The organism is Pseudomonas sp. RW407 (assembly GCF_003176655.1).
GTDB lineage: Bacteria > Pseudomonadota > Gammaproteobacteria > Pseudomonadales > Pseudomonadaceae > Pseudomonas > Pseudomonas delhiensis.
In genome coordinates this window covers 1,228,385-1,254,900 of the sequence record NZ_QGSL01000106.1, presented here as the reverse complement: position 1 = coordinate 1,254,900, position 26,516 = coordinate 1,228,385, and the positions used below count along the sequence as shown (strand labels likewise).

Here is a 26,516-nt window from a genome sequence, read left to right as displayed (position 1 = left end):
CCTGCCGGCAAATGAAAGTTCATCGCCGCCGTGGCTTGGATGGAATAACCGAGTGCTGTCCCGTGGGCGGCCCAGACGCAGGAAAGTTGCATTGAAACAGTTCAGTCAATTGGCCAGTTGCAGTGAAGAAGCAAGCCTGGCGGATCAGCAGGTGGTGATCGTCGGCGGCGCCGGCGAGATCGGCCTGGACCTGCTCAATGACGGCCTGGCGCGCCTGGGCCGGCGCGTGCTGCGGGTGAAGAACGCGGCCGAGCTGGACGGCGTCGACCTAGCGGCCTGCGGCCCGGTCTTCGTCTTCGCCGAGCGCCGCCCGCAGCGCAGCTTCCCGCAGATCGGCGAACTGCTGCAGCGCGTGCCGCAGCTGAGCCTGGTGCCGGTGGTGGAATACGCCGACCAGGAAATGGCCGCCCAGCTGCTGGAAATGGGCTGCATCGACTACCTGCTGGCGCCCTTCAGCGAGAGCCAGCTGGCCGCGCTGCTGCACCGCCAGGAGCAGGCGGCGGTGGCCGGCGAGGGCTTCGTCTCGCAGTCGCGCGCCGGGCGCCGCCTGCTGGCCCTGGCCCAGCGCGTGGCGCAGACCCGCGCGCCCATCCTCATCAGCGGCGAGACCGGCACCGGCAAGGAGCTGATGGCGCGCTACATCCACCGCTTCTCCGCCGAGCCGCAGGCGCCCTTCGTGGCGGTGAACTGCGCCGCCATCCCCGAGCAGATGCTCGAGTCCATCCTCTTCGGCCACGAGCGCGGCGCCTTCACCGGCGCGGTCAGCGCCCAGCCGGGCAAGTTCGAGCAGGCCAACGGCGGCACCCTGCTGCTGGACGAGATCGGCGAACTGCCCCTGGGCCTGCAGGCCAAGCTGCTGCGCGTGCTGCAGGAACAGCGCGTGGAGCGCCTGGGCGGGCAACGCGAGATCCGCCTTAACGTGCGCATCATCGCCGCCACCAACCGCGACCTGCAGGAGGAAGTCAGCGCCGGCCGCTTCCGCGCCGACCTGATGTTCCGCCTCGACGTGCTGCCGCTGCACATCAGCCCGCTGCGCGAGCGCAAGGACGACATCCTGCCCCTGGCGCAGCGCTTCATCGGCCAGTACGCGCCCCAGGAGCGCCATGCCGAGCTGCTCACCGAGGCGGCCCGGCAGGCCCTGCTGGCCCACGACTGGCCGGGCAACGTGCGCGAGCTGGAGAACGTCATCCAGCGCGCCCTGGTGCTGCGCGCCGGGCTGTTCATCCAGCCGCGCGACCTGGGCCTGGCACCGCCGGCCGAGCAGCTGGCGAGCGTGCCGGCGACCCCGCCGCTGCCGGGCGAGGGCGGCAAGGCGGCCCTGCGCGCCAGCGGCAAGTGGGCCGAGTACCAGCACGTGATCGACACCATCCGCCGCTTCGGCGGGCACAAGACCAAGGCCGCGGAAAGCCTCGGCATGACCCCCCGCGCCCTGCGCTACCGCCTCAACGCCATGCGCGAACAGGGCGTGAACCTGTCCTTCTGACGCGAGAGTCGCCATGAACCCCATCGAGCAGGCCCGCAGCGAGATGCTCGGGCAGATGCAGCAGTTGCGCGAGCTGTCGGCCGCGCCCATCCGCCCGGCCAGCCAGGCCCCCGGCGGCGCCGCCGAGCCCGGCTTCGGCAACGCCTTCGAGGACGCCCTGCGCGCCGTCGACGCCCAGCAGCACCAGGCCAGCCAGGCCATGGCCGCAGTGGACAGCGGGCGCAGCGACGACCTGGCCGGCGCCATGGTCCAGAGCCAGCAGGCCAGCGTGTCCTTCAGCGCCTTACTGCAGGTGCGCAACAAGCTCGCCACCGCCTTCGACCAAGTCATGAACATGCCGCTGTGACGGCGCACAAGGGCTGAACCGTGCTGCACAAGATCAAGAACCGCCTGCCCCTGGACAAGCTGCGCCTGGACCCGCGCCTGAGCCTGCTGGGCCTGGCCGGCGCCGCCGCGCTGCTGGCCCTGGGCAGCACCTGGTACCTGTGGCGCGACCAGGGCGCCTTCCACCCGCTGTACGGCGCCGGCGAGGCCTACCCGGCGGCCGAGGTGATGCAGGTGCTGGACGCCGACAGCATCGCCTACCGCCTGCACCCGCAGAGCGGCCAGGTGCTGGTGCGCGACGACCAGCTGGCGCGGGCGCGCATGCTGCTGGCGGCCAAGGGCGTGAAGGTCGCGGTGCCGGCCGGCTACGAGCTGTTCGACAAGGACGAGCCGCTGGGCACCAGCCAGTTCGTCCAGGACGTGCGCCTGAAGCGCAGCCTGGAAGGCGAGCTGGCGCGCACCGTGATGGCCATGGAAGGGGTGCAGCAGGCCCGCGTACACCTGGCCATCGACCAGCAGAGCTCCTTCGTGGTCAGCCAGCGCGAGCCGGCCAAGGCCTCGGTGATGCTGCAGCTGGCCCCCGGCAGCCGGCTCAAGCCCGAGCAGGTGGCGGCGGTGGTCAACCTGGTGGCCAACAGCGTGCCGCAGCTGCAGCCGGAGAACGTCAGCGTGGTCGACCAGCACGGCGTGCTGCTCTCCCGCGGGCTCGCCGCCTGGGGCGGGGCGCAGCAGAACGGCCAGCTGGTGGACGACTTCCAGCAGAAGGCGGTGGCCAACGTCGAGCAGGTGCTGGCGCCCATCGTCGGGCCGGGCAACTACCGCGTCAGCGTGGCCGCCGACATCGACTTCAGCCAGAAGGAAGAGACCCTGCAGCGCTACGGCGATACGCCGCGCCTGCGCCGCGAGACCCTGCGCGACGACAACACCGTGGACGAACTGGCCCTGGGCGTGCCCGGCTCGCTGAGCAACCGCGCCCCGGCCAAGCCGCCGGAGCCGCAGCCGGGTGCGAACAACGCCCAGGCCCAGCAGGCCCAGGGCAGCCAGGACAAGGCGGCCACCTCGCAGCGCAAGGAATCCAACCGCCAGCTCGACTACGACCAGGACATCACCCACGTCAGGCACGCGCCCTTCAACCTGCGCCAGCAGAGCGTGGCGGTGATGATCAACGCCGCCGCCGCCCCCGAGGGTGGCTGGAGCGAGGAAACCCGCAAGCAGCTGGAGCTGGCGGTGAAGAACGCCGTGGGCTTCAACGCCGCGCGCGGCGACAGCCTGTCGCTCAGCGTGCTGCCCTTCGTCGCCGCCGCGCCGCTGGACGAGCCGGTGCGCTGGTGGGACGACGCCCAGCTGCAGGGCTGGGTGCGCCTGGGCGTGTTCACCCTGGTCAGCCTGCTGTTGCTGCTGCTGGTGGTGCGCCCCGCGGTGCGCAGCCTGACCCAGCGCAAGCCGGCGCCGGCCGCGGGCGAGGAGGGCGCGGGCACCCTGCTGGCCAACGAGCACGGCGAACGCCTGCTGGCGCGGGTCGGCGATGCGCCGCGCGCCCTGGGCCTGTTCAGTGAACTCAACCCGCTCTCGGAAATCCGCCTGCCGGCGCCGGGCTCGGGCCTGGAGCACCAGATCGAGCACCTGCAGATGCTGGCCAAGAACGATCCCGAGCGGGTCTCCGAAGTGATCAAGCAATGGATAGGGCGCAATGAGCGAGACCTCAACCCCGTCGGCTGACGAAGCGCGCGTGCCGGTGCGCCGGCGCGCCATGAGCTCCATGGAGCAGGCGGCGATCCTCATGCTGAGCATGGGCGACGAGACCTCGGCCGGGGTGCTGCGGCACTTCTCCCGCGAGGAGATCATCAGCATCAGCCAGGCCATGGCGCGGCTGAACAACGTCAAGCTGCCGATGGTTTCCGACGTGATCGGCCGCTTCTTCGAGGACTACAAGGAGCAGAGCAGCATCAAGGGCGCCTCCCGCGGCTACCTCGCCGGCATGCTCGGCAAGGCCCTGGGCAGCGACATCACCCGCAGCCTGCTGGACAGCATCTACGGCGAGGAAATCCGCGCCAAGATGGCCCGCCTGGAATGGCTGGACCCCAAGCAGTTCGCCGCGCTCATCGCCAACGAGCACGCGCAGATGCAGGCGGTGTTCCTCGCCTTCCTGCCGCCGTCCATGGCCAGCCAGGTGCTGGAGTGCCTGCCGGCCGAGCGCCAGGACGAGCTGCTGTACCGCATCGCCAACCTCAGCGAGGTCAGCAGCGAGGTCATCGCCGAGCTGGAACAGCTGATCGACCGCAGCCTGGCGGTGCTCTCCACCCAGGGCTCGCAGGTGCGCGGCATCAAGCAGGCGGCGGACATCATGAACCGCTTCAAGGGCGACCGGAACCAGATGTTCGAGCTGCTGCGCGGCCACGACTCCGGCCTGGTGGAGCGCATCGAGGAAGAGATGTACGACTTCTTCATCCTCTCCCGGCAGAGCCAGGACACCCTGCAGGCGCTGCTCGAGGCCATCCCCCTGGAAGAGTGGGTGGTGGCGCTCAAGGGCGCGGAACCGGCGCTGGTCAAGGCCATCCAGGGCGCCATGCCCAAGCGCCAGGCGCAGCAGATGGACGCCATCAAGCGCCGCCAGGGCCCGGTGCCGCTGAGCCGCGTCGAGCAGGTGCGCCGCGACATCATGGCGATGGTCCGCGAGCTGGCCGCCGAAGGCGAGATCCAGCTGCAGCTGTTCCGCGAACAGACGGTGGAGTGAGGCAGCCATGACGGTCAAGGTGATCCGCGGCGGCGCCCGCGACTGGCGGCCGTACCGCTTCCCGCCGCGCTGCAGCGGGGCGTTGCAGGAGCAATGGCACGGCGGCGATCCCGCCGAGCTGCAGAAGGCCGTGGCCGAGGGCTACCAGCAGGGCAGCGACAAGGGCTACCGCGAGGGCTTGGAGCAGGGCCGCGAGGCCGGCCACGACGAGGGCCTGCGCCAGGGCCGCCAGGAGGGCCTGCGCCTGGGGCGCGAGGAAGGCCGCGAGGAGGGGCGCCGCGTCTTCGAGACCGCCGCCCAGCCGCTGGACCGGCTGTGCGGGGAGTTCCGCCGCTTCGCCGAAACCTTCGAGGCGCAGCGCCGCGAGCAATTGCTGGAACTGGTGCAGAAGGTGGCCCGGCAGGTCATCCGCTGCGAGCTGACGCTGCACCCCACGCAGCTGCTGAGCCTGGCCGACGAGGCCCTGGCGGCCATGCCGGAACAGCCGGACAGCGTGCAGCTGCAGCTCAACCCCGAGGAATGCGCGCGCATCCGCGAACTGGCCCCCGAGCGCGCCGCCGCCTGGCGCCTGGTGCCCGACGAACGCCTGGCCCTGGGCGAATGCCGCCTGCTCACCGCCGAGGAAGAAACCGACATCGGCTGCCAGCAGCGCCTGGACAGCTGCATGCAGGTGCTCGGCGAACACCTGCTGGGCGACGACTGACGATGGCCCTGGGCGAAAGCTTCAGCCTGGATTTCGACCAGGCCCTGCGCTCGCTGGATTCGGTGCAGCTGGCCAAGGTCAGCGGGCGCCTGGTGCGGGTTTCCGGAATGCTCCTGGAAAGCCTCGGCTGCCGCCGCGCCACCGGCCAGCGCTGCCTGGTCGAACAGGCCGACGGCAGCCTGCTGGATGCCCAGGTGGTCGGCTTCAACCGCGACACCACCTACCTGATGCCGTTCAAGAAACCGGTGGGCCTGGCCGCCGGCTCTCGGGTGTTCCCGGCCGAGGAACAGGCCGCCCTGCGCATCGACGAATCCTGGCTGGGGCGGGTGGTCAACGGCCTCGGCGAGCCGCTGGACGAGCGCGGCCGCCTGGGCGGGCGCGATGCGCTCTCGGCGCAGCTGCCCAGCGTCAACCCGCTCAAGCGCCGCCCGGTGACCGAGGCGCTGGACGTCGGCGTGCGCGCCATCAACGCCCTGCTGACCCTCGGCAAGGGCCAGCGCGTCGGCCTGTTCGCCGGCAGCGGGGTGGGCAAGAGCGTGCTGCTGGGCATGATCACCCGGCAGACCAAGGCCGAGGTGGTAGTGGTCGGGCTGATCGGCGAGCGCGGCCGCGAGGTGCAGGAGTTCATCCAGCACTCCCTCGGCGAGGAAGGCCGGCGCAAGGCCGTGGTGGTGGTGGCGCCGGCCAACGAGTCGCCGCTGATGCGCCTGAAGGCCACCGAGCTGTGCCACAGCATCGCCGCCTACTTCCGCGACCAGGGCCGCGACGTGCTGCTGCTGGTGGACTCGCTGACGCGCTATGCCATGGCCCAGCGCGAGATCGCCCTGGCCCTGGGCGAGCCGCCGGCGACCAAGGGCTACCCGCCGTCGGTGTTCGGCATGCTCCCGGAGCTGGTGGAAAGCGCCGGCAACGGCGTGGCCGGCAGCGGCAGCCTGAGCGCCCTGTACACGGTGCTGGCCGAAGGCGACGACCAGCAGGACCCGATCGCCGACAGCGCCCGCGCCATCCTCGACGGCCACATCGTGCTGTCGCGCCGGCTGGCCGACGTCGGCCACTACCCGGCCATCGACATCGGCGCCTCGGTGAGCCGCTGCATGGCCCAGGTGGGCGAGCCGGCGCACCTGCGCGCGGCGCGGCAGTTCAAGGAACTGCACGGCAGCTACGAGAAGATTCGCGAACTCATCCCCCTGGGCGGCTACACCGCCGGCCTGGACGCCCGCACCGACCGCGCGGTGCAACTGGCCCCGGCGCTGGAGCGCTTCCTGCGCCAGGAAGTCAACGAAGGCGCGGACCTGGCGGCCAGCCTGGAAACCCTGCAACAGGTGCTGCGGCAATGAAGGAACAGATCGACACCCTGCGCCGCCTGGCCAGCGTGCGGCACAACCGCGTGCGCGAGATGCTCGGCCGGGTGAACTACCAGCGCGGCCTGTGCCAGCGCTACCGCAACAACATCACCGGCCTGACGCGCCTGTGCGGCTTCGTGGTGCCCACCAGCACGTCGCTGCAGCGCGGCAACCAGCAGCAGTACAAGGCCACGCTGTTCAGGATGCTGGCGCTGCAGAAGCGCGAGCTGGAGGTGGCCGAGCAGGCGCTGGAGCGCATCCAGGGCGAGCTGCTGCAGGCCATGCGCGGCGAGAAGGTGCTGGAGCACGTCATCGAATCGCGCCTGGAACAATGGCAGGCGCAACTGGCGCGCCAGGAGCAGAAGATCCAGGACGGCCTGGCGGCGCAGACCTGGTGGCGGAGCCAGGGCGCATGAGGCAGGATTTAAGTTCTTCGCCGAGCCGGTCGCCTGAGGCTCGGTAGACACCTTTTTTCTGGACGCGAACATGGAAATCACCCGGCAACTCAAGCCCGTCATCGGCGCCCCCGTGCAGAGCGCCGCGCCCCAGCGCAGCCCGCGCGAGGAAGCGGCCCGCCCCGCCGCCCAGGCGCCGGCCGCCAGCGGCGCGCTGCCGCTGGAGCAGGTCCAGGAAGCCCTGGGCGCGCTGCCGGAAGTGGACCTGGACAAGGTCGCCGCGATCCGCGACGCCCTGGCCCGCGGCGAGGTCTCCCTCGACCCCGAGGCGCTGTCGCGCAGCATGCTCGACTTCCACGGCGGCGGTGCATGAGCGAAAGACGCGCCCGCCTGCTGCAACTGATCGAGGTCGACATCCGCCTCGACCGCGCGGACTACCTGTACCTGCGCACCGCGCTGCTGGACCTGCACGACCAACTGATGGCCCGCGACAGCGAGGCCATCGCCCGCTGCAACACCCGCATCGGCGAACTGGTGGAATCCGTCCGCCAACGCGCCGAACGCCGCGCCAGGGTGCTCCAGGCCTTCGGCCTGGACATCGGCCGCGCCGACATGCAGCGCCTGCTCGAACACTTCCCCGGCGCCGGCCGCCAGATCCTGCAGCGCGACTGGCAGGCACTGGCCGAACAGGTCGAGGAATGCCGCCTGCTCAACGAGCGCAACGGCCGCCTGCTGGCCATGCACAACGAGATCATCGGCCAGCTGCTGGCGGGGCAGGGCGAGCACGGGGTGTATTCGCCGGAGTATTGAAGTTTGCCTTTCACGGCGCCTTCGGGCGCCGTTTTTGTCTGGGCGCAGGGCGGTGATGGTGTGCCGGATCGGCTCCGCTCCCTACAGCCAACCCGCCAACCCGCCGTGCGCTCCTGCGGTCGTGCTTTCCTGGCCCGTAGGGCGGGCGCATAGCCGTTCGCGATTATCCGCTAAGGACGGTTTCGGCGGATAACACCGTAGGCGTCATGCGCCCTACGAAGAAACGTCCGCGCGCCGAACGCCCCTTCAGCGGGCCGAGGGAACCCCTTGCTCAGGAGGCCGGGCCGAAAGGGATGTCGCGAAGGTCCCGGTCAACATAGGGACGCGTTGTCGGAATGTGCTTCCACTGCGGGGGGATTCGTGAGGAAAACCCGGTTCCGCCGGGCCCGTATGCTGGTGCGGAGACCTTTGGTTACTTTGGGCAGGGGACGCCTGCCACCATCTGCCAAAGTGGCACATCCCAGGGGGAGGAACAAACATCTACGCCCTCGGAGCGGAGCACTACACCTAGGCGAGAAGCCGCCGGGTTTCCGCGCTCGCGGGGATGGCGAGAAGGGAATTGGCTGGGACGATGCGATGTCGCCGCGGCAGGGCCTTGTAGTCGTATATGCAGTATTGGCTGCCACGATCCGAGTGCAGCAGCACTTCTTCTCGTGGCTTTCGCCGTGGTACAGCCATCTCCAGCGCGGCATGTACCAAAGCCTGATGCATGCGGCGGTGCATCGCTAAATCGATCACCTCGTGGTGAATGGTGTAGGTCTCCCTTGCCCTTCCATGGGTGGCAGCGTCTGAGGGAGCGATCGACTTGAAGGGGCGGCGTATCGTCGCTCTGGATCTACCGACCTCGCAATGGCAATCAAGGCATCAGCCAGCGACGAATTCGCCAGCCGATGCAGGGGGTGATCAACTCGATGATGATCGAGATGGCGGCGGCCATTGCTCGGAAGGACTACGAGCAACTGCATGAACGCCAGGCCTAGGGCGTCATGAAAGCGAAGAGCGAGAGGAAGTACCGCGGGTATCCCGTCAACGATGATCTTCACAGTAACTCGTTGCCGAACTGTTGCATTTGCTCTGTCCTTGATGTTTGGAAGCGTAGAATGGTAGACGCGGTGGGTATCTGTTTTCAGGGGCGCGCATGTGTCATTCCGTGCCTATGACAGCGCTGATCCTCCCGCTGCGATAAGCCTCGAAGATCTGTCCCAGGCTTGAGCGGGCATCACCCTTGGCAGTGAAAATACCACCACAACCATGGTTGGCTTCGGCATACTTAGGATCATCCATCAGGATCAGGTGCGCTTTTCTCAGGTTCCAGTAGGGTATACCGGCATACAGATGATGTGTTAGATGGTAATTGTCGCCGTGCATACCGATAAACAGGCGTTCAATGAGGCTAGGGAAGCGGTTACGGGTGAGCTTTACCTCATCTTGGTACACCCCGAACATGCCGAAGTGCTCGGAAATCTCGGAAAACCAGCCGATCACTTGGAAGGATGTGAAGTACGGCACGAGCCAGAATAGTAAATACCCCAGGGGGCCCACCGAGAACCAGAACACCGCTAGGATCGCCAGGTGCACGAGCAGTAGTTTGAAGCCTTGCCAAGGCTTGGTAATGATGTCTCCCGCCCGATTTTTTACCAAGTAGATGAAGTAGTGCGAGGTATTGGCTAGCGTGATGCTCTTGAGCAAATGGCGCAAGAGAAAATCAAGCCGATCGCTAGCCGCATATAACCCCGACTCGATATAATAACGGTGATCGGGATCGGTAAGCTGGTCGCCGAGATGATGGTGATGCATCTTCACATGGGAATGCCGGTAGGCCTCGTAGTTCTGGAAGATCGGATAGGCAAGCAAGTACTCACCAATCACTCGGCAGAGCACCTTGTTGCTCATTAAGGTCATGTGCGCGGCCTCGTGCAGCAACGAGGCTATTGCCCGCTGTCGCGAGCCGACCAGTAGCACCGTCAACAGATAAAGGTACGGGCTTTGCAGGCTCAGGATAACCGCTAGCGTAATGACTCCCAGATCGAGCGAGAGTCCGACTACCCAATGCCAGTTGTCCTTTTCATACAAAGGGCGCAGACGGTTCTTTATCTCGACTGTCGGTTTGAATTTGTTCACGTCGTTCATCGAGAGTCCCTATTCGTTAAGTCGAGGTGATAGAGGCTCTGGCGCTGGCGCAGCTATAACGATCAGCCAAAAAGCCGCTTTAACACGACGAGTATGTCGAGCGCCGGTATACAGGCCACTGCATTCAACGACTCATGCTTTGAAGTAAACGCAGAAACTGCTCAGCCTGCGCAATGGTATTGGTGCACCCCAACGAGACACGTACGAAGCGCGCTGGGACCCGGCCAGTCATGTAGCCAGGCGTATGGGAGGCATACCCTGGCCAACAGTTGATTCCTCGGCTGCGGAAGAAACCGACGGTTTCTGGTGCCGATATGCTTTCGTGGAAAAATGAAATTATCCCGCGTTGGTATGCGCCCGGTATGATGAGCTGCAGGTTTTCATATCCCTTGAGCGATTCCACGAGAAAGCGATAAGCCTCGCAATCATCAACATATCCGCCCTGCAGCCGCTCCAGAACCGCAACGTTCAGCCCCATCAGCGTGGCGCCGTTTCGCTCCGCGTATTCAAAGTAACGGGCGTCCTGCACATCCAGGGTCACCCCGCTATCGAGACTGAAGGTTGCCCTGTGCAGGTCGGTAAAACGTGGCCTAGCACGGGCACGAAATGCTGCGGACAAACAGGCGAAACCGGTGCCCCTGGGGCCGCAGAGAAACTTGCGCCCGGCGGCCGTCAGGACATCGCAACCGATCTCCTGGACATTGATCGGCAACATGCCCACCGACTGACAGGCGTCGACGAAGTAGGTGCAGGGATAGCCACGCAGTAGTCTGCCGATAGCCGCCACGTTATTGACGATCCCGCAGCACGATGGCACGTGCACCACCGAGACCAGTTTTACGTTATCGCGCATGTATCTTGCGAGCCAAGCCAGGTCAAGATCGCCGTTATCCAGTAAGGGGATAGTCTCGATCATCAATCCATGACGTTGGCGCAGGTTATCCAGTGCGATCAGGTTGCCTGCATACTCGTAGGGCGTTATCAGAATGCGGTCACCGCAATGCCAGTCCAGTGCATCCAGCGCAGTTACCCAGGCTTTCGTTGCACTGTCGAACAGAGCAATGTCAGCTGGCTGCGCCCCAAGGAGGCGGGCAATGTTCTGATAGACCGCGTGATCCAGCACCTCGGCGCTGGCCAGTTCGGTCTCGTAGGCTCCCTGCTCGCTCTCGGCCTGCAGGAAGGTTTGCATCGCTTGCAAAGCCTGCGCTGACAGCAGGCCCGCTCCAGCCGTATTAAAGTGAATCATGCGCGCCTTCCTTGGACTTGTAGCCCATGTAATAGAAACCTAGCGCCAGTAGTACGCACAGGCACAGCAGATAGAACATGACCTGCGGCTGGTATAGCGAAAGCGCCACCCCGCAAAGCATCGGCCCGAGGGCCCCGCCCAAATTCGACAGGTTCTGGGTGCCGTAATAAGCGCCACGCAGGTTTTCAGGGGCGATGAAGTCGATGAACAGGTATTCGGTAGGAATGATGATGATCTCGCCGATCGTGAACACGGCCATGGCGATAACCCACACGAGCACTCCGTCTGCCTGACTGAAGCCGATCAGGCCTAGTAGGAAGAACAGCATCCCGAGACACAGCATAAGGAACAAATTGGCCTGGTTAATACGCGAGCCCACCAGGTATTGCAGGCCGATCACCACGCAGGCATTGGTGGTGACCAAGTAGTTGATGATCTGGTAAGTCTGTTCCGGGCTACTGGTCACCAGCAGGTATTGCGACAGGTATGCCGAGAACTGGCCAAAGATGATCGCACTGAGTAATCCACCCAAGGTGAAACACACTAGCCGATAGTCCCTGCCCAGGTAATTCAACACATTGAGAAAGCCGTTGTGTTGCGAAGGGGGGGCAACGGTCGCGGAGCTCTTCTCGCCCAGCAACCCGTAGATCGCAACGAACAGCGTCCCCACCAATCCTGCTACCGCGAAAGGCAAGCCAGGGCTCAATTGAGCCAGTAGCACACCCAGAAAGGGCCCCACGGCAAAACCGATATTGGTGAGCGTGTACTTTACCGAGAACACTGCCCCGCGTTTTTGCGCGACCACTAGGGCGGCGATGCCGGATTTTATGGCGATGTCGATGACCGCGTAGGCAAGGTTCACCATCACAATCGCCGCGAAGAACGCGACCAGCGAATCGGTACAATAGGCAGTGCCAAACGCCAAGGCGAACAGCCCTCCCGCAGTCAGCAGGATTTGGTAGTTGGAGAACCGGTCGACCAGAAATCCACCATACAGGCTGAAGAGGGAACTCGCCATGAGAGCCGCCCCCAGCGCTAATCCGACGTCGGCGACGCCCAGACCGAATCGTTCTGCACAATAGACCACGACATAGGGCAGCGTCATTGCGCGTGCCAGGGTAAGGATGAAGGTCGCAGACAGGAACAGATTCACTGGTGCTGTGTATACCCCGCCCTCGGCCAGCCCTAGTTCGGAGCTACTGTTCTTCATTTCAGCATGCCCTGATAGATGGCCGGCTCGGCCTCGCGTAAAAGTCGAATGCTGTCATGAATAACTAAGCGGTCCTTGTCCAGGATGAACACATGGCCTGGCGAGTTTTCCAGGGAGTTGGTCTCGTTGAGCACACCTTCATGCTGAATCTTGATGCTGTGCAGCCCGTGGATGTGTTGCCACACCGTGATATCGGGAAGCTGCCTGATTTCGCCGCTTGTGCGGGCAATTAGAAAAACGCAGCTGGAATGGAAGAGCAGCTTCTTCCTAGGTTTGGCTCGGTATTCCAGGAAACCCTGCGGATTGAGCAGCGACTCCACCCAAAGGTTGAGCTGGTTATGCCCTAGCGCCTGTGTATAAGCCGACAGATCGATCCCCCCTGGCAAGCGCGCGGCTGTCTCAAGTAGCACGGGCTGATCGTTGACGATCATCAGTTCGCTGTGCCCGACCCCCTGCCTGATACCCAAGGCATCCAGCACGGAGAAGATGTACTCGGAGAGCCGGCTGTAGATGTCGTGGTTGTCGATCGGGCACATAAGTTGGTTATAGTCGTGAACCGGTGCCGAGCCGATACGGGTGCGATACACACGTATGATCTCACTGACGAAGTGTTGGCTGTCCACGCTGACCGTATTGACGCAATATTCGATATCGATATTGGGACTTTTTTCCGGCTTCAGTTCTGATAGGAAATCGGAATTTTCCAGATACTGCTGAACGAGCACTTCTTCGTTCTGTGTCAGGAAAATGGTACGGCTAGCCTTGATGGTCTCGAACGCCTGGGTGACCTCGTCTGCTCGAGTGCAGATGTGAATATTGTCGGAACCCGCGCTATTGAGAGGTTTTAGCACGACTGGGAAGAGATCGTGCTGATCGATCCACTCCTGGATCTGCTGTAGGTCTGTCGATTTAAAATGCTGGATGGAGCGAACGCCGGCATTCTTCAGTGCTTCATGCATTTCATACTTATTTCTCCAGCGAATCGCGTGCGCCGGGTCGTTGCGGCGTGCCACCTTAAAACAATCTGCTAGATGCGCGGCTAATTCGACGCCAAACTCGCAACCCGCCAGAACGAACTGCACGTTGTATTGAGTCAGAGCCTCTTTCAGCGCAGTATCGGACTGATAGAGGAAATCGCTGATGAAGTCATTTTCGCGAAACCAGGACTCATAGAATGCGTTGACGTTATCCGTCGAGCGTACATGGATGCACTCATAGCCACGGGACATGAACGCTGGGGCAATCAGGCTGCCGATCGAATAGGCATCTACGACTAACACCACATTCTTCTTGAAGATCATTTCACGCCCTCCACCGCATGGGCGAGTTCGCTCACCTGTGTCTTGATCAGCTCAGCGGCCTTGAGGATGCGCGCGCGGTCGATATTGATATGAGGGACCAGACGGATTTCCCTGTCATTGTAGGGAAGAACTCCCACGCACTTTTCTCTAAGCAGTTCGGCAAAACGCAGCGGCGTCACTCCCAAGGCAGAGATGTCTAAGGTGACCATATTGGTGCCCTTGTAGCCCGAGCGTGCCTCCTCCACGCTGCTGAGTTCTTTGTGCAGTAGTGCCGCATGTTCATGGTCCTCGGCGAGCCGTTCGATGTGGTTGCGCATGGCATACAAGCCCGCGGCGGCCATCATTCCGCTCTGGTGCTGATCACCACCGAACCACTTTCGGTACTTTCTGGCCTGCTGGATAAGCTCGTGCGGGCCCATCATGATTGAGCCGACTGGCGCTCCTAGCCCTTTGGAAAGGCACATGGACATCAGATCGGCATTGTCGGTAAAGGAGGTGACATCCATACCGGTGGCGATTGAGGCGTGGAGAATCCGTGCACCATCCAGGTAACGGTATGCGCCGATGTTCTTGGCATAGGTAAAAACTTGGTTCATCTGTTCCAGAGGGAACACACCGCCGCCTTTACAACCCAGTGTATTTTCTACGACGACCACCCGTGGCACCGCGTAGTTCTGGTTCCAGCGACACTTCGACGCGTACAATTTTTGTAAATCCGCGACATCGAATAAACCATCGTCATGGCAGGTCAGGGAAAAGTTCACCCCAGAAAAGGCAGAAGTCGATGCTGCCTCGTAGAAGTTAATGTGGTAGGAGGCGTCCATGAATATCTCATCGCCGGGGCGCGTCATGGTCTTAATTGCCAGCTGATTGCTCAGGGTTCCTCCGGTCGTAAATAAGGCCGCTTCCTTTTTGAAATAATTTGCGCAATATTCTTCCAGATTCTTGACGCTAGGATCCTCGCCGAAACAGTCATCACCAACCTCGGCTAGGTAAATTGCCTTGCGCATGCCATTGGTGGGTTTAGTCACCGTATCACTTCTAAGGTCAATGAACATGTGTACATCCTTTCTGTAATGTGAGCGGCATACTTTTTTTGTGCGGTAGCACGCGCGATGTGTTCACGTTATGGTCGGCTCATCCCCATCTGCCGACGCACGCAGTAATTCTGGAGGGATAGATGCCATCCGTTCTATTTAAAATAACAAGGAATGCAAACATCAGATCGGGCTCTGTTTACAGTCCGTGGGCAAACACAGCAGGTTCAGTAACCGGCCGCGAATACCACGCGGGAGGGATCGCTGAAGTCAGCCAGCGCACCTAGAATCTCTTCCGGGGACTCGGCCAAGCGATGCAGAAAGTGTAGGTACCAGCTTTCGCCATAGACTCCATAGATACGGCAGGGCAACCCTGCCTCCCTGGCTTGGCGCAGCAAGGTGGGTTGCACGCCGTGGAGCATCTCCAGTTCAATATTTGCTGAATGACGCGACTTGGCCAGGATATGGGGGATCAGGGCGGGATCCTGGGTCGCGCAGCTGACGGGCACACCTGCCCCCAAGGCCATATCCAGCAACCCCAAGTAGCGTTGATCCAGGGCTTCGCCGCGAGGCAGCGCGACCGCCTCAGGCTCGTTGTAGACTCCCTTGACCAACCTGACTTTGCGTCCGTAGTGAAGGATTTTCGGCAGATCGTCGAGGGTGCGGTGTAGATATGCTTGGATGGTCACGCCAACGTTTGCGTGGACAGGCGCCAATTCGCCATACACTTCCAGAATCCGGTCTACTGAGGCGGCACGTTCCATGCTGATCATGACAGGCATATCGTGCGCCGCAGCTGCTGAGATGATGGCTGCCGCATTTTTGTAGGCGGTGTTCTGGGATAGGGCGAGGCCAACGGCGCTAAGGTCGAAGCTCAACTGAGGTTTAAGCCCTGCATCGGCGAATGGCTGGATCGACGTCAGGTACTCATTGATGAAGCGTTGTACTACTGCCGAGTCGGCATTCTCTTCGCCGACGTACTCGACACTCAATGCATAGCCCTTCTCAGCCAGTACGTTCAGTTTTGGCAGCAGCGCGTCCCGGTTTGCGGCAAGAAGATAGCGTTGCGCAGCAGATGCGAACAACTTGAAGAACAAAGAGTCTTTAGAGAACGCCTCCCTGCAGGCTTGGTTCATGGCCAGCTTTTTCAGGGCCGCAGCGGCAAGGATACAAGTTTCGCGGGGAGTCATCGGTCTCTCTCCTTGAGTAAGGCGATAGTGCACTTCTCAGTACGCTTAGACGAATTCTCAACAATCGATAAAGCATCCAACAGCAACGGTCATGAGTCAGCTCAATGGTGCAATGGAATAAAAGCAGGAGTTAATTTAGCTGTCTAGTCTCTTCGGTGGTTCGAGAAATGAAGTCGTACAAGAAGGGGGATGTAGGTGTGCTGCCTTTTTATTTTGATTTTCCTGTGTGTTTCAATGGGTTGCTGTGATCGAAATCGTTATTGGCTGGGCATCTGTGCGGGGGCGAAAAGCAGAAAAAATGGAATCTTATAGATGCTCTTGGTGAAAAATCTTTATATTGAATATGAATTTTCTGTACGGCATTTCTATGTCTTGCCGCGTGCCTGCTGTTGAAGAACTTCTCACGAGTGAGATTGCCTTGGCCCAGGGTGTGAGCCAACCTCGGATGCCCATTTGTTGAACAGTAGCCATTCGATCATCAGTTGCGGGGGTGGCGATATTGCAGGGTGCACGGTTCCTATATGGCGTAGGTTACCCAGCGATTCCATAGTCAACGTCCGTTTACGGTGTTGAAGATTCGTGTCCAGTGCGAGGCGCGCTGGCAGGGTAGTGAATCCGGCTAGATTGCAGCTGCAGAAACGAGTCTGTAAAACTTGGCACTCTGCCTTCGGCATGACTGCCAAGAGTTCTAGTGTGAGCCATTCCGATCTAGGTCAGAGTACGGAGCGTACTGCTCTTCATTTCAGGTCGGTGAGGAGTCAGATGGTTTGGTTTTGATAACTTTTGCGTAGCAGTACTCACATCCTCCAAGGCGGTGGCTTCTTTAGGTTCCGGCCACCTAGCGTTCACTCCCGCACAATGACTCCGGGTTCCGGTTGCATACTTTGGTGCCCTGTGGCGAGACATGTCCCGACTCTGAGTTCTAGCAGACCTACTCTTGTCATTTCTCCTGCACTTTCTGTAGTGCTGCAGTGATGTCGTCAGATGGCAGTCAAAGAAAGGAGGCGAGCTTTTGCGAGGGACTATCAGTATTGGAAGTGTCCTATGGGGCGTATACGTTCTGTGAATAGAGTGGCGGTCCTAACGCCAGAGAAGGCGAAGGGCGGGCCACCGTGCTGCGTCTCGGGCCCTGACGGAGGACCTGTCAGGGGGGGCACCCTTTCGGGCCGTCCCTCTCATGCCTTTGGCCGACTGGCTGAGGCTTCAGAAGGTCGGGGTTTCGGTGGTTGCCAGCGCTTGAACTTGGTCCTGCATTTCCCTTTCTCGAAACGCGTCGAGGAAGGTTGTGGTCGAAGAGACCAGTTGGAGTGGAGTATTAATCAATGGTCTGAATCCTAGCCATTCGTAGCACGTGGCGGCGCGGTCGTTTTTGGCGTCCACGGTCAGAAAGGCGATGCCGACGTGTTTGGACATTTCGAAGACGCGCCAAAAGGTGTCGTTGAGCTTTCCGAGCCGCCGGCCTTGGCAGGTGAAACTCACCGCCAAACGAGGGGGCCGGAACTCGCATTCAACCCAGCCCCAAATCTCCGCTTAACTCCAACCCCCACCCGGTCGCCTTGACTGGGAAGCAGCTCCCGCGCCGGCAGGCGGAAAGGCCCTTTCCGGCTCGCCTTCCGGTTCCACGAGGCGGAAGCATCCTTTCACTTCGCTGCCGGCTGGAGTCCCCGGAATACGGGTCTTCCGGGCGTTGGCACCGAACTTGCTCCCAGGCTCGCAAAGGGGTACCCGACCATGGCAACCATAGATTCCGATTACGTCCAGCAGATGGCGACCCAGCTGGCCCAGTACGACATCCAGGCGTCGCAGACGCGGCTGAACCGCAACAAGACCAGCTACAACAGCGAGCTGTCCGCGGTCACCCAGCTGAAGTCGGCGCTGAGCAGCTTCGCCTCGGCGGTGACCGGGCTGCGCAGCAGCTCCAGCAGCGCCAGCAACATGCTGGTCAACAGCGCCACCTTCAGCGCCGAGGGCTATGCTACCGCCAGCGTCGGTTCCACCGCCGTTTCCGGCAGCTACCAGTTCTTCGTCAAGCAGCTGGCCTCCAAGGACCAGGTGGCCCTGCAGGGCCTGAGCGACGGCGACCTGGGCAGCGGCGAGCTGACCATCGGCCAGGGCAGCGACAGCTTCAAGGTCGACATGAGCGGCATCACCAGCCTCAGCGCCCTGGCCTCGGCCATCAACGGCGCCGCCGACAACACCGGCGTCAAGGCCACCCTGGTGCGCAGCGACGGCACGGTGAACCTGGTGCTGACCAGCGACAAGAGCGGCGCCGACCAGGCCATCAGCCTGTCCAGCAGCAATGCCGTGGTGCAGGGTTCCATCGACGCCCGCAAGCAGCTTTCCAGCGCCCAGGACGCCATCGTCTACCTGGGCGGGCAAGGCGGCATCGAGCTGCGCAACGCCAGCAACACCTTCGACAAGGCCATCGACGGCGTGAGCCTGACCTTCACCAAGGTCAGCGACCCGGCCGAGGCGCCGCTGAGCCTCGACATCGGCCGCGACAAGGACGCCACCACCAAGAAGTTGCAGGGCTTCCTGGATGCCTACAACACCCTGATGGGCACCATCGGCACGCTGACCGCCAGCGGCAGCGGCACCACCAGCCGCGGCGCGCTGGCCGGCGACTCGGCGGTGCAGGCGATCAGGTCGGCGGTCAACGGCCTGATCCGCACCAGCTTCGGCGGCGTCAACCTGATCGGCTACGGCGTCAGCGCCGACAGCAGCGGCAAGCTGACACTCGACAGCAGCAAGCTGGAGAAGGCCCTGGCGCAGAACGCCGACGGCTTCGAGCAACTGTTCAGCGGCAAGGGCAACCTGATCGACAGCCTGGACAGCGCGCTCAAGGCCTACACCAGCTCCACCAGCGGCCTGCTGACCTCGCGGGTGAACAGCCTGAACGACAAGCTGGCCGACATCGACGACCAGTTCGATGCCCTGCAGACGCGCTACAACAACGCCTACTCGCGCTACCTCAAGCAGTACACCAACCTCATGCAAGTCATGAATTCCATGGACCAGACCTCCAGCATGTTCACATGACCTATTCGATGAACGAAGGCTACGACAGCTACCGCACCACGGACCTGGAGGCGCGCGCCGCCGCGGCGTCGCCCTACGAGCTGGTGCTGGTGCTGTTCGACGGCCTGCTCGACGAACTGGCCCGCGCCCGCGGGCATATCGAGGCCAGGCGCTTCCAGCAGAAGGGCCGTTCCCTGGACAAGTGCATGAACATCCTCAACGGCCTGTCCAGCGCCCTCGACTACGAGGCCGGCGGGGAGGTGGTGCAGGACCTGGCGCGGCTCTACGACTACTGCATCTACCGCCTCTCGGACGTCAGCGTGAACCTGTCGCTGGAGGGCCTGGACGAGGTCGCCGGCCTGCTCGGCACCCTGCGCGAAGGCTGGGCCGGTGTCCATGCCGCCCGTGGCTGACCCGCGCGTGCACGAGCTGCGCAGCCTCCACGCGCGCCTGGGCGAGGTGCTGGCGCGCGGCGAGTGGGCGAACCTGGGCGAGGTCGACGGCGCCATCCGCGCGCTGCTCGAACGCCTGGCCGCCGGCCCCGCGCTGGACGCCGCCGGCATGGAGGCCAAGCGCCGTTTGCAGCAGTTGCACGAGCAGGCGCGGCGCGCCTGCGCGCAGGAGGTGGAGCGCCTGCGCCAGTTGCTGGCGAGCCACCTGGAGTACGCCGAAGGGCGCTCCGCCTACATGCAGATAGACCGCTTGCTGGCCGGGAGATGACAGTGTTGCAGGTGAATACCCGCCTGGCCGCGGACGCCGCGCCGGGCAAGGACGCGCCGCTGCCGGCCGTAGCCGCCATGGGCGCCGGGCAGCAGGCCGCGGGCACGGCCGCCAGGGGTGGCTCCGAGGCGGCGGGCGAGGTGCTGCCGGCCTTCGCCGCGCAACTGGCCAAGGGCGCGGAAGCGACCGAGGACGCGCCGGAGGCTCCCGCCACGCCCGCCGACCCGGTTGCGCCACAGGACCTCCCGCCGCAGCCCGACCCGAGCCTGGGCGCCCTGCCGGGCGCCGAGCAGTGGCTGGCCAGCATGCTCGGCCAGCGCGAAGTGACCTTGCAGGCCCGCGACGCCGGCCAGGCCGGGGATGCCGCGAGCGCGCCGGTATCCCGCGCTCTGCCCGGCAACCTGCCGCTGCCGCAGTTGCCCCAGGGCATGGCCGAGGCCCCGCCGCCGCCGGCCCAGGGCCAGCCCCTGCCGAGCCTGGCCCTGCCGGCCAAGGCCGAGGAAGCGCCACCGGCGAAGGCCGCAACGGCAGCCGACGAATTGCTGCACAGCCAGCTCGACAAGCTCGCCGGCCAGGTGCCGCCGCCCGCCGCGCCGGCGCCGCCCAACGCCCCGGTCGTGGCGAACGACGCCCAGCCGCTGGCGGCCAGCCACATGCCCGAGCGCCAGCTGAGCCTGCAGGCGCCGGCCGAACGCTGGGGCGAGCAACTGCTCAACGCCCTGCGCGACAACGTCGAGCTGCAGCTGCGGCACAACCAGCAGAGCGCCGCCATCCGCCTGGACCCGCCGGAGCTGGGGCGCCTGGAAATCTACCTGAGCCGGGACAATGCAGGCCTGACGGTGCAGATCCACGCGGCCCAGGGCGACGTCGCCCGCCTGCTGCAGCAGGGCGCCGAGCGCCTGCGCCAGGACATCGCCGGGGCCAGCCAGCAGCCGGTGGAGGTGCAGGTCTCCGACGGCCGCGCCGGCCAGCAGCAGGCGCAGCAGCAACAGGCCCGGCAGGGGCGCCCGGCCACCTGGCTGGACGACGCGCCGACCGGCGCGGCGGCGGAGCAGGGGGCGGCGGCGGACGCCGGCCTGCGCCCGCGCGACGTGCTGGTCACCGTCTAGCGCCGGGCAACCCATGGAAACCGAGGATCGGAAAACCATCATGACGATGCGCCGCATCATGTTGTTGTTCACTGTTCTGAATCTGCTGATCGCCGCCGGCGGCGTGGCCGGCACCTGGTACCTGGCGCGCCCGCTGCTGGCCGCCCAGGCCAGGGCCGGCGAGGCCGCCGGCACCGAGCAGGGCGCCGCGGCGGAAGAGGAAGCTCCCGGCGAATACGAGTTCTTCCCGGTCAACAAGATCATCGTCAGCCTGCCGGGCGGCGACGGCCGCGAGCACTACTTCGTGCTCGACCTGGTGCTGCAGGCCGAGCTGGGCACCCAGCAGAAGAAGCTGCAGCAGATCGACCCCATGGTGCGCAACTCGGCGGTGGCGCACCTCTCCGCGCTGACCTACGAGCAGTTGCGGGCCAAGGCCATCCCGGCGCTGCAGGGCGAGCTGGAGCAGGTGCTGCTGGCCGACTTCGCCACGCGCAAGGTGGCCGCGCCCTTCCAGCACGTGCTGGTCAGCAAGCTGATCGTGCAATAGGGGCCCGCCCATGAACGCCCACTGCGCCCTCGACTACCGCAACCCCGCCGAGGCGGGCCACCCGGCCTTCGCCCCGGGCGCCGAGCAGCAATGGCTGATGCGCTACCTGCCGCTGGTGCGGCGGGTGGTCAGCCAGCTGTCGCTGCAGGCCAACCAGGTGCTGGACCGCGAGGACATGGAGCAGATCGGCCTGATGGGCCTGCTGGAGAGCCTGCGCCGCTACGGCACGCCCGACGAGCAGTTCGCCGGCTTCGCCGTGCTGCGCATCCGCGGCGCCATCCTCGACGAGCTGCGCCGCCAGGACTGGCGCCCGCGCCAGGTGCGGCTGCAGGCGCACAAGGTGCGCGACAGCATCCGCGAGCTGGCCCGGCGCCTGGGCCGCACGCCCGGCGACAAGGAAATCCTCGCCCACACCGGGCTCGACGAGCGCGGCTACCAGGACTACCTGCAGGCCGAATCCTGCGAGGCCATCGAGAGCCTCGACGCGCTGCTGGGCGAGGGCCTGGAGAACCTGGTGGACGGCGAGTCGGCGCTGGAGGCGCGGGTGCTGCGCGAGCGCATGCTGGCCCAGGCCCTGGCGCAGCTCAGCGAGCGCGAGCGCCTGGTGCTGACGCTGTACTACCAGCACGAGCTGAGCCTGAAGGAAATCGCCCTGGTGCTCGAGGTGAGCGATGCCCGTGTCTGTCAACTGAGCAAGCAGGCGCTGAGCAAGGCCTGCCGCTACCTGAGCGAGAGAAGCTGAATCATGCAGAAGATCATAGGCGCGCTGATCATCGTCGCCTGCGTCCTGGGCGGCTACGCCATGGCCCATGGCGAGATGAGCGTGCTCTGGCAGCCGGCGGAGGTGCTCATCATCCTCGGCGCCGGCCTGGGCAGCCTGGTGGTGGCCAACCCGCGCGAGGTCCTGCTGGAAATGCTCGTGCAGATCAAGGGCGTGTTCGTCTACAAGCGCCGCGGCGAGGAGTTCCAGCGCCAGTTGCTGATGCTGCTCTACCAACTGCTGGAGATGGTCGAGGTGGGCGGCCTGAAGGTGCTCGACGAGCACATCGAGGAGCCGGAGCAGAGCGAGCTGTTCGCCCGCTACCCGCTGATCCTCCAGGAAAGGAACCTGATGGCCTTCATCGCCGACAACTTCCGCCTGATGGCCATGGGCAAGATCAGTGCCCACGAGCTGGAAGGCTTCCTGGAGCAGGAGCTGGACGCCATGGAGCAGGCCCTGCTGCAGCCGTCGAAGTCGCTGCACAAGGTCGGCGAGGCCATGCCCGGCTTCGGCATCCTGGCGGCGATCATGGGCATCATCATCACCATGGGCAGCATCGGCGGCACCATCGGTGAAGTAGGCGCCCACGTGGCCGCGGCGCTGGTCGGCACCTTCCTCGGCATCTTCTTCTGCTACTGCGTGCTCGACCCGCTGTCCAACGCCATGGCCCAGCGGGTGAAGACCGAGCTGTCGGCCCTGGAATGCGTGCGCACCACCCTGGTCGCCCATGTCGCCGGCAAGCCCACGCTGCTGGCGGTGGACGCCGGGCGCAAGCTGATCGAGCAGGACGTCAAGCCGGCCTTCCGCCAGCTCGAGACCTGGGTCAACCAGTACGAGGATGAAAGGGAAGCGGCATGAGGCGGCGCGGCGAGCAGAACCACGAGGTCATCATCAAGCGGCGTGGCAAGAAGGGCCACGCCGAGGAGCACAGCTCCGCCTGGAAGGTGGCCTTCGCCGACTTCACCCTGGCGATGATGGCGCTGTTCATGGTGCTCTGGATCGTGCAGCCGCGCAGCGTGATGCAGAACCCGGCGGTGGGAGACCTGCAGAGCAACCCGCTGGTGGACGGCGGCGCCGGGGTGTTCGATGGCTCCAGCCGCACGCCGGTGGAGCTGGATGGCCTGCCCATGCCGGTGCAGCCGCAGAACCCGCCGCGCACCCCCGAGGGCAGCCGCGCCAGCGTCGACGGCAAGCAGCCGGGCGAGGCCAGCGAGCCGCGCCACTATGACTCCAGCGTCGACCTGCAGGAACTGGCGGCGCTGATCCGCGCGGTCTCCGCGCAGACCGACGCGCTGGCCAACATCGAGGTCAAGGTGGTGCCCCAGGGCCTGCGCGTGCTGATCAAGGACGACCCGCAGCGCTTCATGTTCCCCCGCGGCAGCGCCACCCTCGACGCGCATTTCCGCACCCTGCTGGCGGCCCTGGGCGGCGTGCTGGCGAAGGTCGACAACCGCCTTATCCTCAGCGGCCACACCGACGCGGTGCCCTACCGCGGGGCCAACGGCTACAACAACTGGAATCTCTCCGGCGACCGCGCCCTGCAGGCGCGCAACGTGCTGGTGGACGCGGGCCTGCCGGCGCGCAACGTGCTCCAGGTGACCGCCCAGGCCGACGGCATGCCGCTGCTGCCGGAGGACCCGCAGAACGGCGCCAACCGCCGCATCGAGCTGCTGCTGCTGACCGATAGCGCCGAGCAGTTGTACCGCCAGCTGTTCAGCGATGATCAGGCGCGGGTGCAGGTCGGTTCCGACGGGGCGAAGTTCAGCGCAGGGCAGGGCGCTGCGGCCAAGCCTTGAGCGGTTCTCAGGGCTCTCAGGGCTCGCCGGCGAAGCGCTCGGCACAATACAGCTGGCGGGTTTCCTCGGCGAGCAGGCAGTCGCCGTGGGGCTGCAGGTTGAGCAGGCTGTCGTTCTCGCTGCCGTAGAGCAGGTTGAACAGCAGCTCGTTGTCCAGCTGCGCGGCCTGCTGCAGTTCGGCCAGCTCGCTCTTTTCCACCCGCAGGCGCAGGTGGCCGAGGAAGCCCGACTCGACGCTGCCGGAGGTTTTCTGCACGGTGTCGCCCTGGCGTGTCACGGCATAGAAGTGGCCGTCGCGCAGCAGCAGGCTGTGCTCCAGGCGCAGGCTGCGGCCGTCGGCGAGGACCAGTTGGCCGCTGCTGTGGTAGCGGCCATCGAACTCGCTGGCGGAGCGGTAGTTGAGCCAGGTGGCGGCCATGCCGGCGAGCAGGCCCAGGCTCAGCAGGGCGCTGCCGGCGAACAGGTGGCTGCGCTTCATGGCAGGCAGCTCCGCAACTGGTCGTCGGCCAGGCGCGCGAGCTGGTCCTGGTGGATCAGCAGCAGGCGGGTGGACGCGTCCTCGGTACTGCAGGCCAATTCGTAGAAGCCGGCATGGCGCGACAGGGTGAAATGCGCGGGCCGTTCGCTCAGCGCGGCCAGGCGCGCGCTCAGGGCGCCGGTGCGCTCGCGCAGCTGGGCCAGGCCCTGGGGGCGCGCGTCGAGGTAGGTGAAATGCTTGTTGCCGATGTCCAGGTCCGCGCGCAGGTCCTGGGTTCGCTGCAGGCCGTAGTGGAGCGTGGCGGCCAGGGCCACGCCGGCCAGCAGCACGGGCGCCGCCACGGCCAGCAGTTCGGGCCTGCACCAGCGGCGCTGCGGGCTGGCGGGCATGGGGGGCGTGGCCGGCACTTGCCCGGGGGTGGCCGTTTCTTCGGCCTCTACCGGTGCGCACACGGCGAAGCGCGGGTTGAGCATGTAGCCGCGGCGCGGCAGGGTCTGGATGATCTCGCGGCGCTTCTCGTCGCCGAGGATCTGGCGCAGGGTGTAGATCTGCTGGTTGAGGCTGCCCTGGCCGACCACCCGGTCGCTCCAGGCGTGGGCCAGCAACTCGTCGCGCGCCACCACCTCGCCGGGCTGGCGCAGCAGGCGCTCGAGCAGGCGGCTGCCGGAGAACCCCAGTTCGACCTTTTCCTCGAAGCCCTCGCGCTGCAGCACCAGCTGGTACAGCTCGGGCTGGAAGTGGGCGAGGCAGCCATCGGCCAGGCCGGTACGGATGATACGGACGGGAAGGGGGCGGGCGTCGGCGACGGGCGTGATCTGAATCATGTCCATGTAGGGGCCGGCAGTCCGTCCTTGTACGAATTCGTAAGGGGTTCGTTGCAGAGGGGCGACATTCTGGCGTCAATGAAATATAGAGACAAGTCCCATTCCTGTACCTTTCTTGCTTGACAGATTGCCCGCACCGTCTGAGCCACGGGATTTCCCGGCCCAACGACAAACGCCCCGAACGGGTCGGGGCGTTTGTCGGCGGTCAGCTGCGAGGGGCGGATCAGCCCAGCAGGGACATGACCATGCCCGGCATCTGGCCGGCCTGCTTGAGCATGGAGATGCCGGACTGCATCAGCATGCTGTTCTTGGTCATGGCGGCCGATTCGGAGGCGAAGTCGGCGTCCATGATGGTGCCCTTGGCCACGTCGGTGTTGTCCTTCATGTTGGCCAGGTTGTTGGCGGTGTGGTTCAGGCGGTTGATGTTGGCGCCGAACTGGGCGCGCAGGGTGCCGATGCTGTCCAGGGCGGTGCTCAGCTTGTCGATCATGCCGTTGGCGCTGGCGGCGCTGAGTTCGCTGCCGCTGGCGGCGGTGGCTGCGCCGCTGGCGGCGTAGACCGAGGAGATGTCGCTGAGCTTGGTGGCGACGTCGGTCAGGTTGGTGGAGGCGTCCACCGCCAGGGTCTCGGCGCTGCTGGCGCCGATCTGGAAGCTGATGGAGGCGGAGAACTTGCCATTGCTGCCGTCGACTTCGGTGCCGTCGCTGAACAGCTTGTCGCCGGCGTAGCTGGTGTTCTTCATGATGTTGGCCAGCTCTTTGCCCAGCTCGTCGTACTCGGCCTGCATGGAGTCCTGGTCCTTGGAGCTGTTGGTGCCGTTGGAGGACTGGGTGGCCAGGTCCTTCATGCGCTGGACGATGTCGGTCATCTCGCTGAAGGCGCCTTCGGCGGTCTGCAGCAGGGACACGGAGTCGTTGACGTTGCGGGTGGCCACGGCCATGCCGCGGGACTGGGCGTCCAGGCGGGTGGCGATCTGCAGGCCGGCGGCGTCGTCGGCGGCGCTGTTCACGCGGTAACCGGTGCCCAGGCGCTGCTGGTTGGTGGCCAGCTTGGCGTTGGTCTTGTTCAGGTTGGTCTGGGTGGTCAGGGCGGAATAGTTGGTATGGATCGACAGAGCCATGGAATGAATCCTCGGATTGGGCTTGTGTAAAGCCGGCTTTGATCGCCTGCTGAAGGGGTAGGGCGACTGGGGTGGAAAGTCGCTTAAGGGCCGGTTCGAGAAATTCTTTCGGGGGAGGTGGTGTCTGGCTCTTGATCGCTAACCTTGGGCTTGCGCACCTCTCTACCAATCGTCATTCCCGCGAACGCGGGAAACCAGTGGATTGGGGCTTGGTGTAGCGCGCCGCTCCGAGTCTGCGGAGATTTTTTGTTTCGCCCCC

At 64.5% G+C, this 26,516-nt stretch carries 27 protein-coding genes; 17 read left to right on the top strand and 10 right to left on the bottom strand.

The genetic code is table 11. The annotated features are described in order from the left end of the window. The first annotated feature begins 91 nt into the window (after window positions 1-91). The 9 genes from DK254_RS22345 to flgN all read left to right on the top strand — a co-directional run bounded on the left by DK254_RS22345 (window position 92) and on the right by flgN (window position 7,792). The gene (locus DK254_RS22345) at window positions 92-1,483 is read left to right on the top strand and encodes a sigma-54 dependent transcriptional regulator (protein WP_109935525.1); all 1,392 of its coding nucleotides are present in this window, start codon (window positions 92-94) and stop codon (window positions 1,481-1,483) included. Window positions 1,484-1,496: 13 nt separating this feature from the next. After that, entirely contained in the window at window positions 1,497-1,829 is a 333-nt protein-coding gene (locus DK254_RS22340; protein ID WP_109935524.1) for a flagellar hook-basal body complex protein FliE, read from the top strand. Between the two features lie 20 nt (window positions 1,830-1,849). Next, window positions 1,850-3,526: a flagellar basal-body MS-ring/collar protein FliF gene (gene fliF, locus DK254_RS22335; RefSeq protein ID WP_109935523.1), complete on the top strand. Its 1,677-nt coding sequence runs from the start codon at window positions 1,850-1,852 to the stop codon at window positions 3,524-3,526. Further along, a complete protein-coding gene (locus tag DK254_RS22330; RefSeq protein WP_109935522.1) occupies window positions 3,498-4,541 on the top strand; it encodes a FliG C-terminal domain-containing protein in 1,044 nt (347 codons plus the stop codon). Before fliF ends, DK254_RS22330 begins: the two co-directional genes overlap by 29 nt. Window positions 4,542-4,548: 7 nt before the next feature. Further along, window positions 4,549-5,244 (top strand): flagellar assembly protein FliH, encoded by a 696-nt coding sequence (gene fliH / locus DK254_RS22325; protein ID WP_109935521.1) that lies wholly within the window; start codon window positions 4,549-4,551, stop codon window positions 5,242-5,244. A gap of 2 nt (window positions 5,245-5,246) precedes the next feature. After that, window positions 5,247-6,581 (top strand): flagellar protein export ATPase FliI, encoded by a 1,335-nt coding sequence (fliI, locus tag DK254_RS22320; protein ID WP_109935520.1) that lies wholly within the window; start codon window positions 5,247-5,249, stop codon window positions 6,579-6,581. After that, a complete protein-coding gene (locus tag DK254_RS22315) occupies window positions 6,578-7,003 on the top strand; it encodes a flagellar FliJ family protein (RefSeq protein WP_089393492.1) in 426 nt (141 codons plus the stop codon). Before fliI ends, DK254_RS22315 begins: the two co-directional genes overlap by 4 nt. 70 nt (window positions 7,004-7,073) lie before the next feature. After that, window positions 7,074-7,355, top strand: a complete 282-nt coding sequence (gene flgM, locus DK254_RS22310) for a flagellar biosynthesis anti-sigma factor FlgM (RefSeq protein ID WP_109935519.1) — start codon at window positions 7,074-7,076, stop codon at window positions 7,353-7,355. Next, window positions 7,352-7,792 carry a flagellar export chaperone FlgN gene (gene flgN / locus DK254_RS22305; protein ID WP_109935518.1) on the top strand — a complete coding sequence of 147 codons (441 nt, stop codon included), beginning with the start codon at window positions 7,352-7,354 and terminating at the stop codon, window positions 7,790-7,792. Before flgM ends, flgN begins: the two co-directional genes overlap by 4 nt. 1,143 nt (window positions 7,793-8,935) lie before the next feature. On the opposite strand, the gene gntB is transcribed toward flgN, so the two are convergent. The 7 genes from gntB to DK254_RS22270 form a co-directional block, all read right to left on the bottom strand. Continuing rightward, window positions 8,936-9,922: a guanitoxin biosynthesis L-arginine gamma (S) hydroxylase gene (gene gntB / locus DK254_RS22300; RefSeq protein ID WP_109935517.1), complete on the bottom strand. Its 987-nt coding sequence runs from the start codon at window positions 9,920-9,922 to the stop codon at window positions 8,936-8,938. Window positions 9,923-10,046: 124 nt separating this feature from the next. Continuing rightward, a complete protein-coding gene (locus tag DK254_RS22295) occupies window positions 10,047-11,168 on the bottom strand; it encodes an aminotransferase class V-fold PLP-dependent enzyme (RefSeq protein WP_109935516.1) in 1,122 nt (373 codons plus the stop codon). Further along, window positions 11,155-12,378, bottom strand: a complete 1,224-nt coding sequence (locus DK254_RS22290) for an MFS transporter (RefSeq protein ID WP_109935515.1) — start codon at window positions 12,376-12,378, stop codon at window positions 11,155-11,157. The genes DK254_RS22295 and DK254_RS22290 overlap by 14 nt, the downstream gene beginning before the upstream one ends. Continuing rightward, on the bottom strand, window positions 12,375-13,679 hold the full coding sequence (locus DK254_RS22285; protein ID WP_109935514.1) for a hypothetical protein: 1,305 nt from the start codon (window positions 13,677-13,679) through the stop codon (window positions 12,375-12,377). Before DK254_RS22285 ends, DK254_RS22290 begins: the two co-directional genes overlap by 4 nt. Beyond that, the gene (locus DK254_RS22280; protein WP_109935513.1) at window positions 13,676-14,737 is read right to left on the bottom strand and encodes a low specificity L-threonine aldolase; all 1,062 of its coding nucleotides are present in this window, start codon (window positions 14,735-14,737) and stop codon (window positions 13,676-13,678) included. Before DK254_RS22280 ends, DK254_RS22285 begins: the two co-directional genes overlap by 4 nt. 206 nt (window positions 14,738-14,943) lie before the next feature. After that, window positions 14,944-15,906: a proline dehydrogenase family protein gene (locus DK254_RS22275; RefSeq protein WP_109935512.1), complete on the bottom strand. Its 963-nt coding sequence runs from the start codon at window positions 15,904-15,906 to the stop codon at window positions 14,944-14,946. 1,203 nt (window positions 15,907-17,109) lie between these two features. Next, window positions 17,110-17,385, bottom strand: a complete 276-nt coding sequence (locus DK254_RS22270) for a hypothetical protein (protein ID WP_146219626.1) — start codon at window positions 17,383-17,385, stop codon at window positions 17,110-17,112. A gap of 252 nt (window positions 17,386-17,637) precedes the next feature. Here DK254_RS22270 and fliD point away from each other — a divergent pair, with 252 nt between their 5' ends. Genes fliD through DK254_RS22230 form a run of 8 tightly spaced genes read left to right on the top strand, consistent with a single transcriptional unit; the run spans window position 17,638 to window position 23,835 of the window. Then, the gene (gene fliD, locus DK254_RS22265) at window positions 17,638-18,945 is read left to right on the top strand and encodes a flagellar filament capping protein FliD (protein ID WP_109935510.1); all 1,308 of its coding nucleotides are present in this window, start codon (window positions 17,638-17,640) and stop codon (window positions 18,943-18,945) included. After that, entirely contained in the window at window positions 18,942-19,337 is a 396-nt protein-coding gene (gene fliS, locus DK254_RS22260; protein WP_109935509.1) for a flagellar export chaperone FliS, read from the top strand. Before fliD ends, fliS begins: the two co-directional genes overlap by 4 nt. Next, window positions 19,321-19,644 carry a hypothetical protein gene (locus DK254_RS22255; RefSeq protein ID WP_109935508.1) on the top strand — a complete coding sequence of 108 codons (324 nt, stop codon included), beginning with the start codon at window positions 19,321-19,323 and terminating at the stop codon, window positions 19,642-19,644. The genes fliS and DK254_RS22255 overlap by 17 nt, the downstream gene beginning before the upstream one ends. Window positions 19,645-19,646: 2 nt before the next feature. Further along, entirely contained in the window at window positions 19,647-20,753 is a 1,107-nt protein-coding gene (locus DK254_RS35065) for a flagellar hook-length control protein FliK (protein ID WP_109935507.1), read from the top strand. Between the two features lie 40 nt (window positions 20,754-20,793). After that, window positions 20,794-21,279, top strand: a complete 486-nt coding sequence (locus DK254_RS22245) for a flagellar basal body-associated FliL family protein (protein ID WP_089393482.1) — start codon at window positions 20,794-20,796, stop codon at window positions 21,277-21,279. Between the two features lie 10 nt (window positions 21,280-21,289). Continuing rightward, on the top strand, window positions 21,290-22,021 hold the full coding sequence (locus DK254_RS22240; RefSeq protein ID WP_109935506.1) for a FliA/WhiG family RNA polymerase sigma factor: 732 nt from the start codon (window positions 21,290-21,292) through the stop codon (window positions 22,019-22,021). A gap of 3 nt (window positions 22,022-22,024) precedes the next feature. Then, the gene (gene motA / locus DK254_RS22235) at window positions 22,025-22,897 is read left to right on the top strand and encodes a flagellar motor stator protein MotA (protein WP_109935505.1); all 873 of its coding nucleotides are present in this window, start codon (window positions 22,025-22,027) and stop codon (window positions 22,895-22,897) included. Next, window positions 22,894-23,835, top strand: coding sequence for an OmpA family protein (locus tag DK254_RS22230; protein WP_109935504.1), 942 nt, complete (start codon window positions 22,894-22,896; stop codon window positions 23,833-23,835). The genes motA and DK254_RS22230 overlap by 4 nt, the downstream gene beginning before the upstream one ends. A gap of 16 nt (window positions 23,836-23,851) precedes the next feature. Here DK254_RS22230 and DK254_RS22225 read toward each other — a convergent pair whose 3' ends face one another. The 3 genes from DK254_RS22225 to lafA form a co-directional block, all read right to left on the bottom strand. After that, on the bottom strand, window positions 23,852-24,313 hold the full coding sequence (locus DK254_RS22225) for a hypothetical protein (protein ID WP_109935503.1): 462 nt from the start codon (window positions 24,311-24,313) through the stop codon (window positions 23,852-23,854). Further along, on the bottom strand, window positions 24,310-25,137 hold the full coding sequence (locus tag DK254_RS22220; RefSeq protein ID WP_256595922.1) for a winged helix-turn-helix domain-containing protein: 828 nt from the start codon (window positions 25,135-25,137) through the stop codon (window positions 24,310-24,312). Before DK254_RS22220 ends, DK254_RS22225 begins: the two co-directional genes overlap by 4 nt. 223 nt (window positions 25,138-25,360) lie before the next feature. Then, entirely contained in the window at window positions 25,361-26,257 is an 897-nt protein-coding gene (lafA, locus tag DK254_RS22215) for a lateral flagellin LafA (protein WP_109935501.1), read from the bottom strand. Window positions 26,258-26,516: the final 259 nt, after the last annotated feature.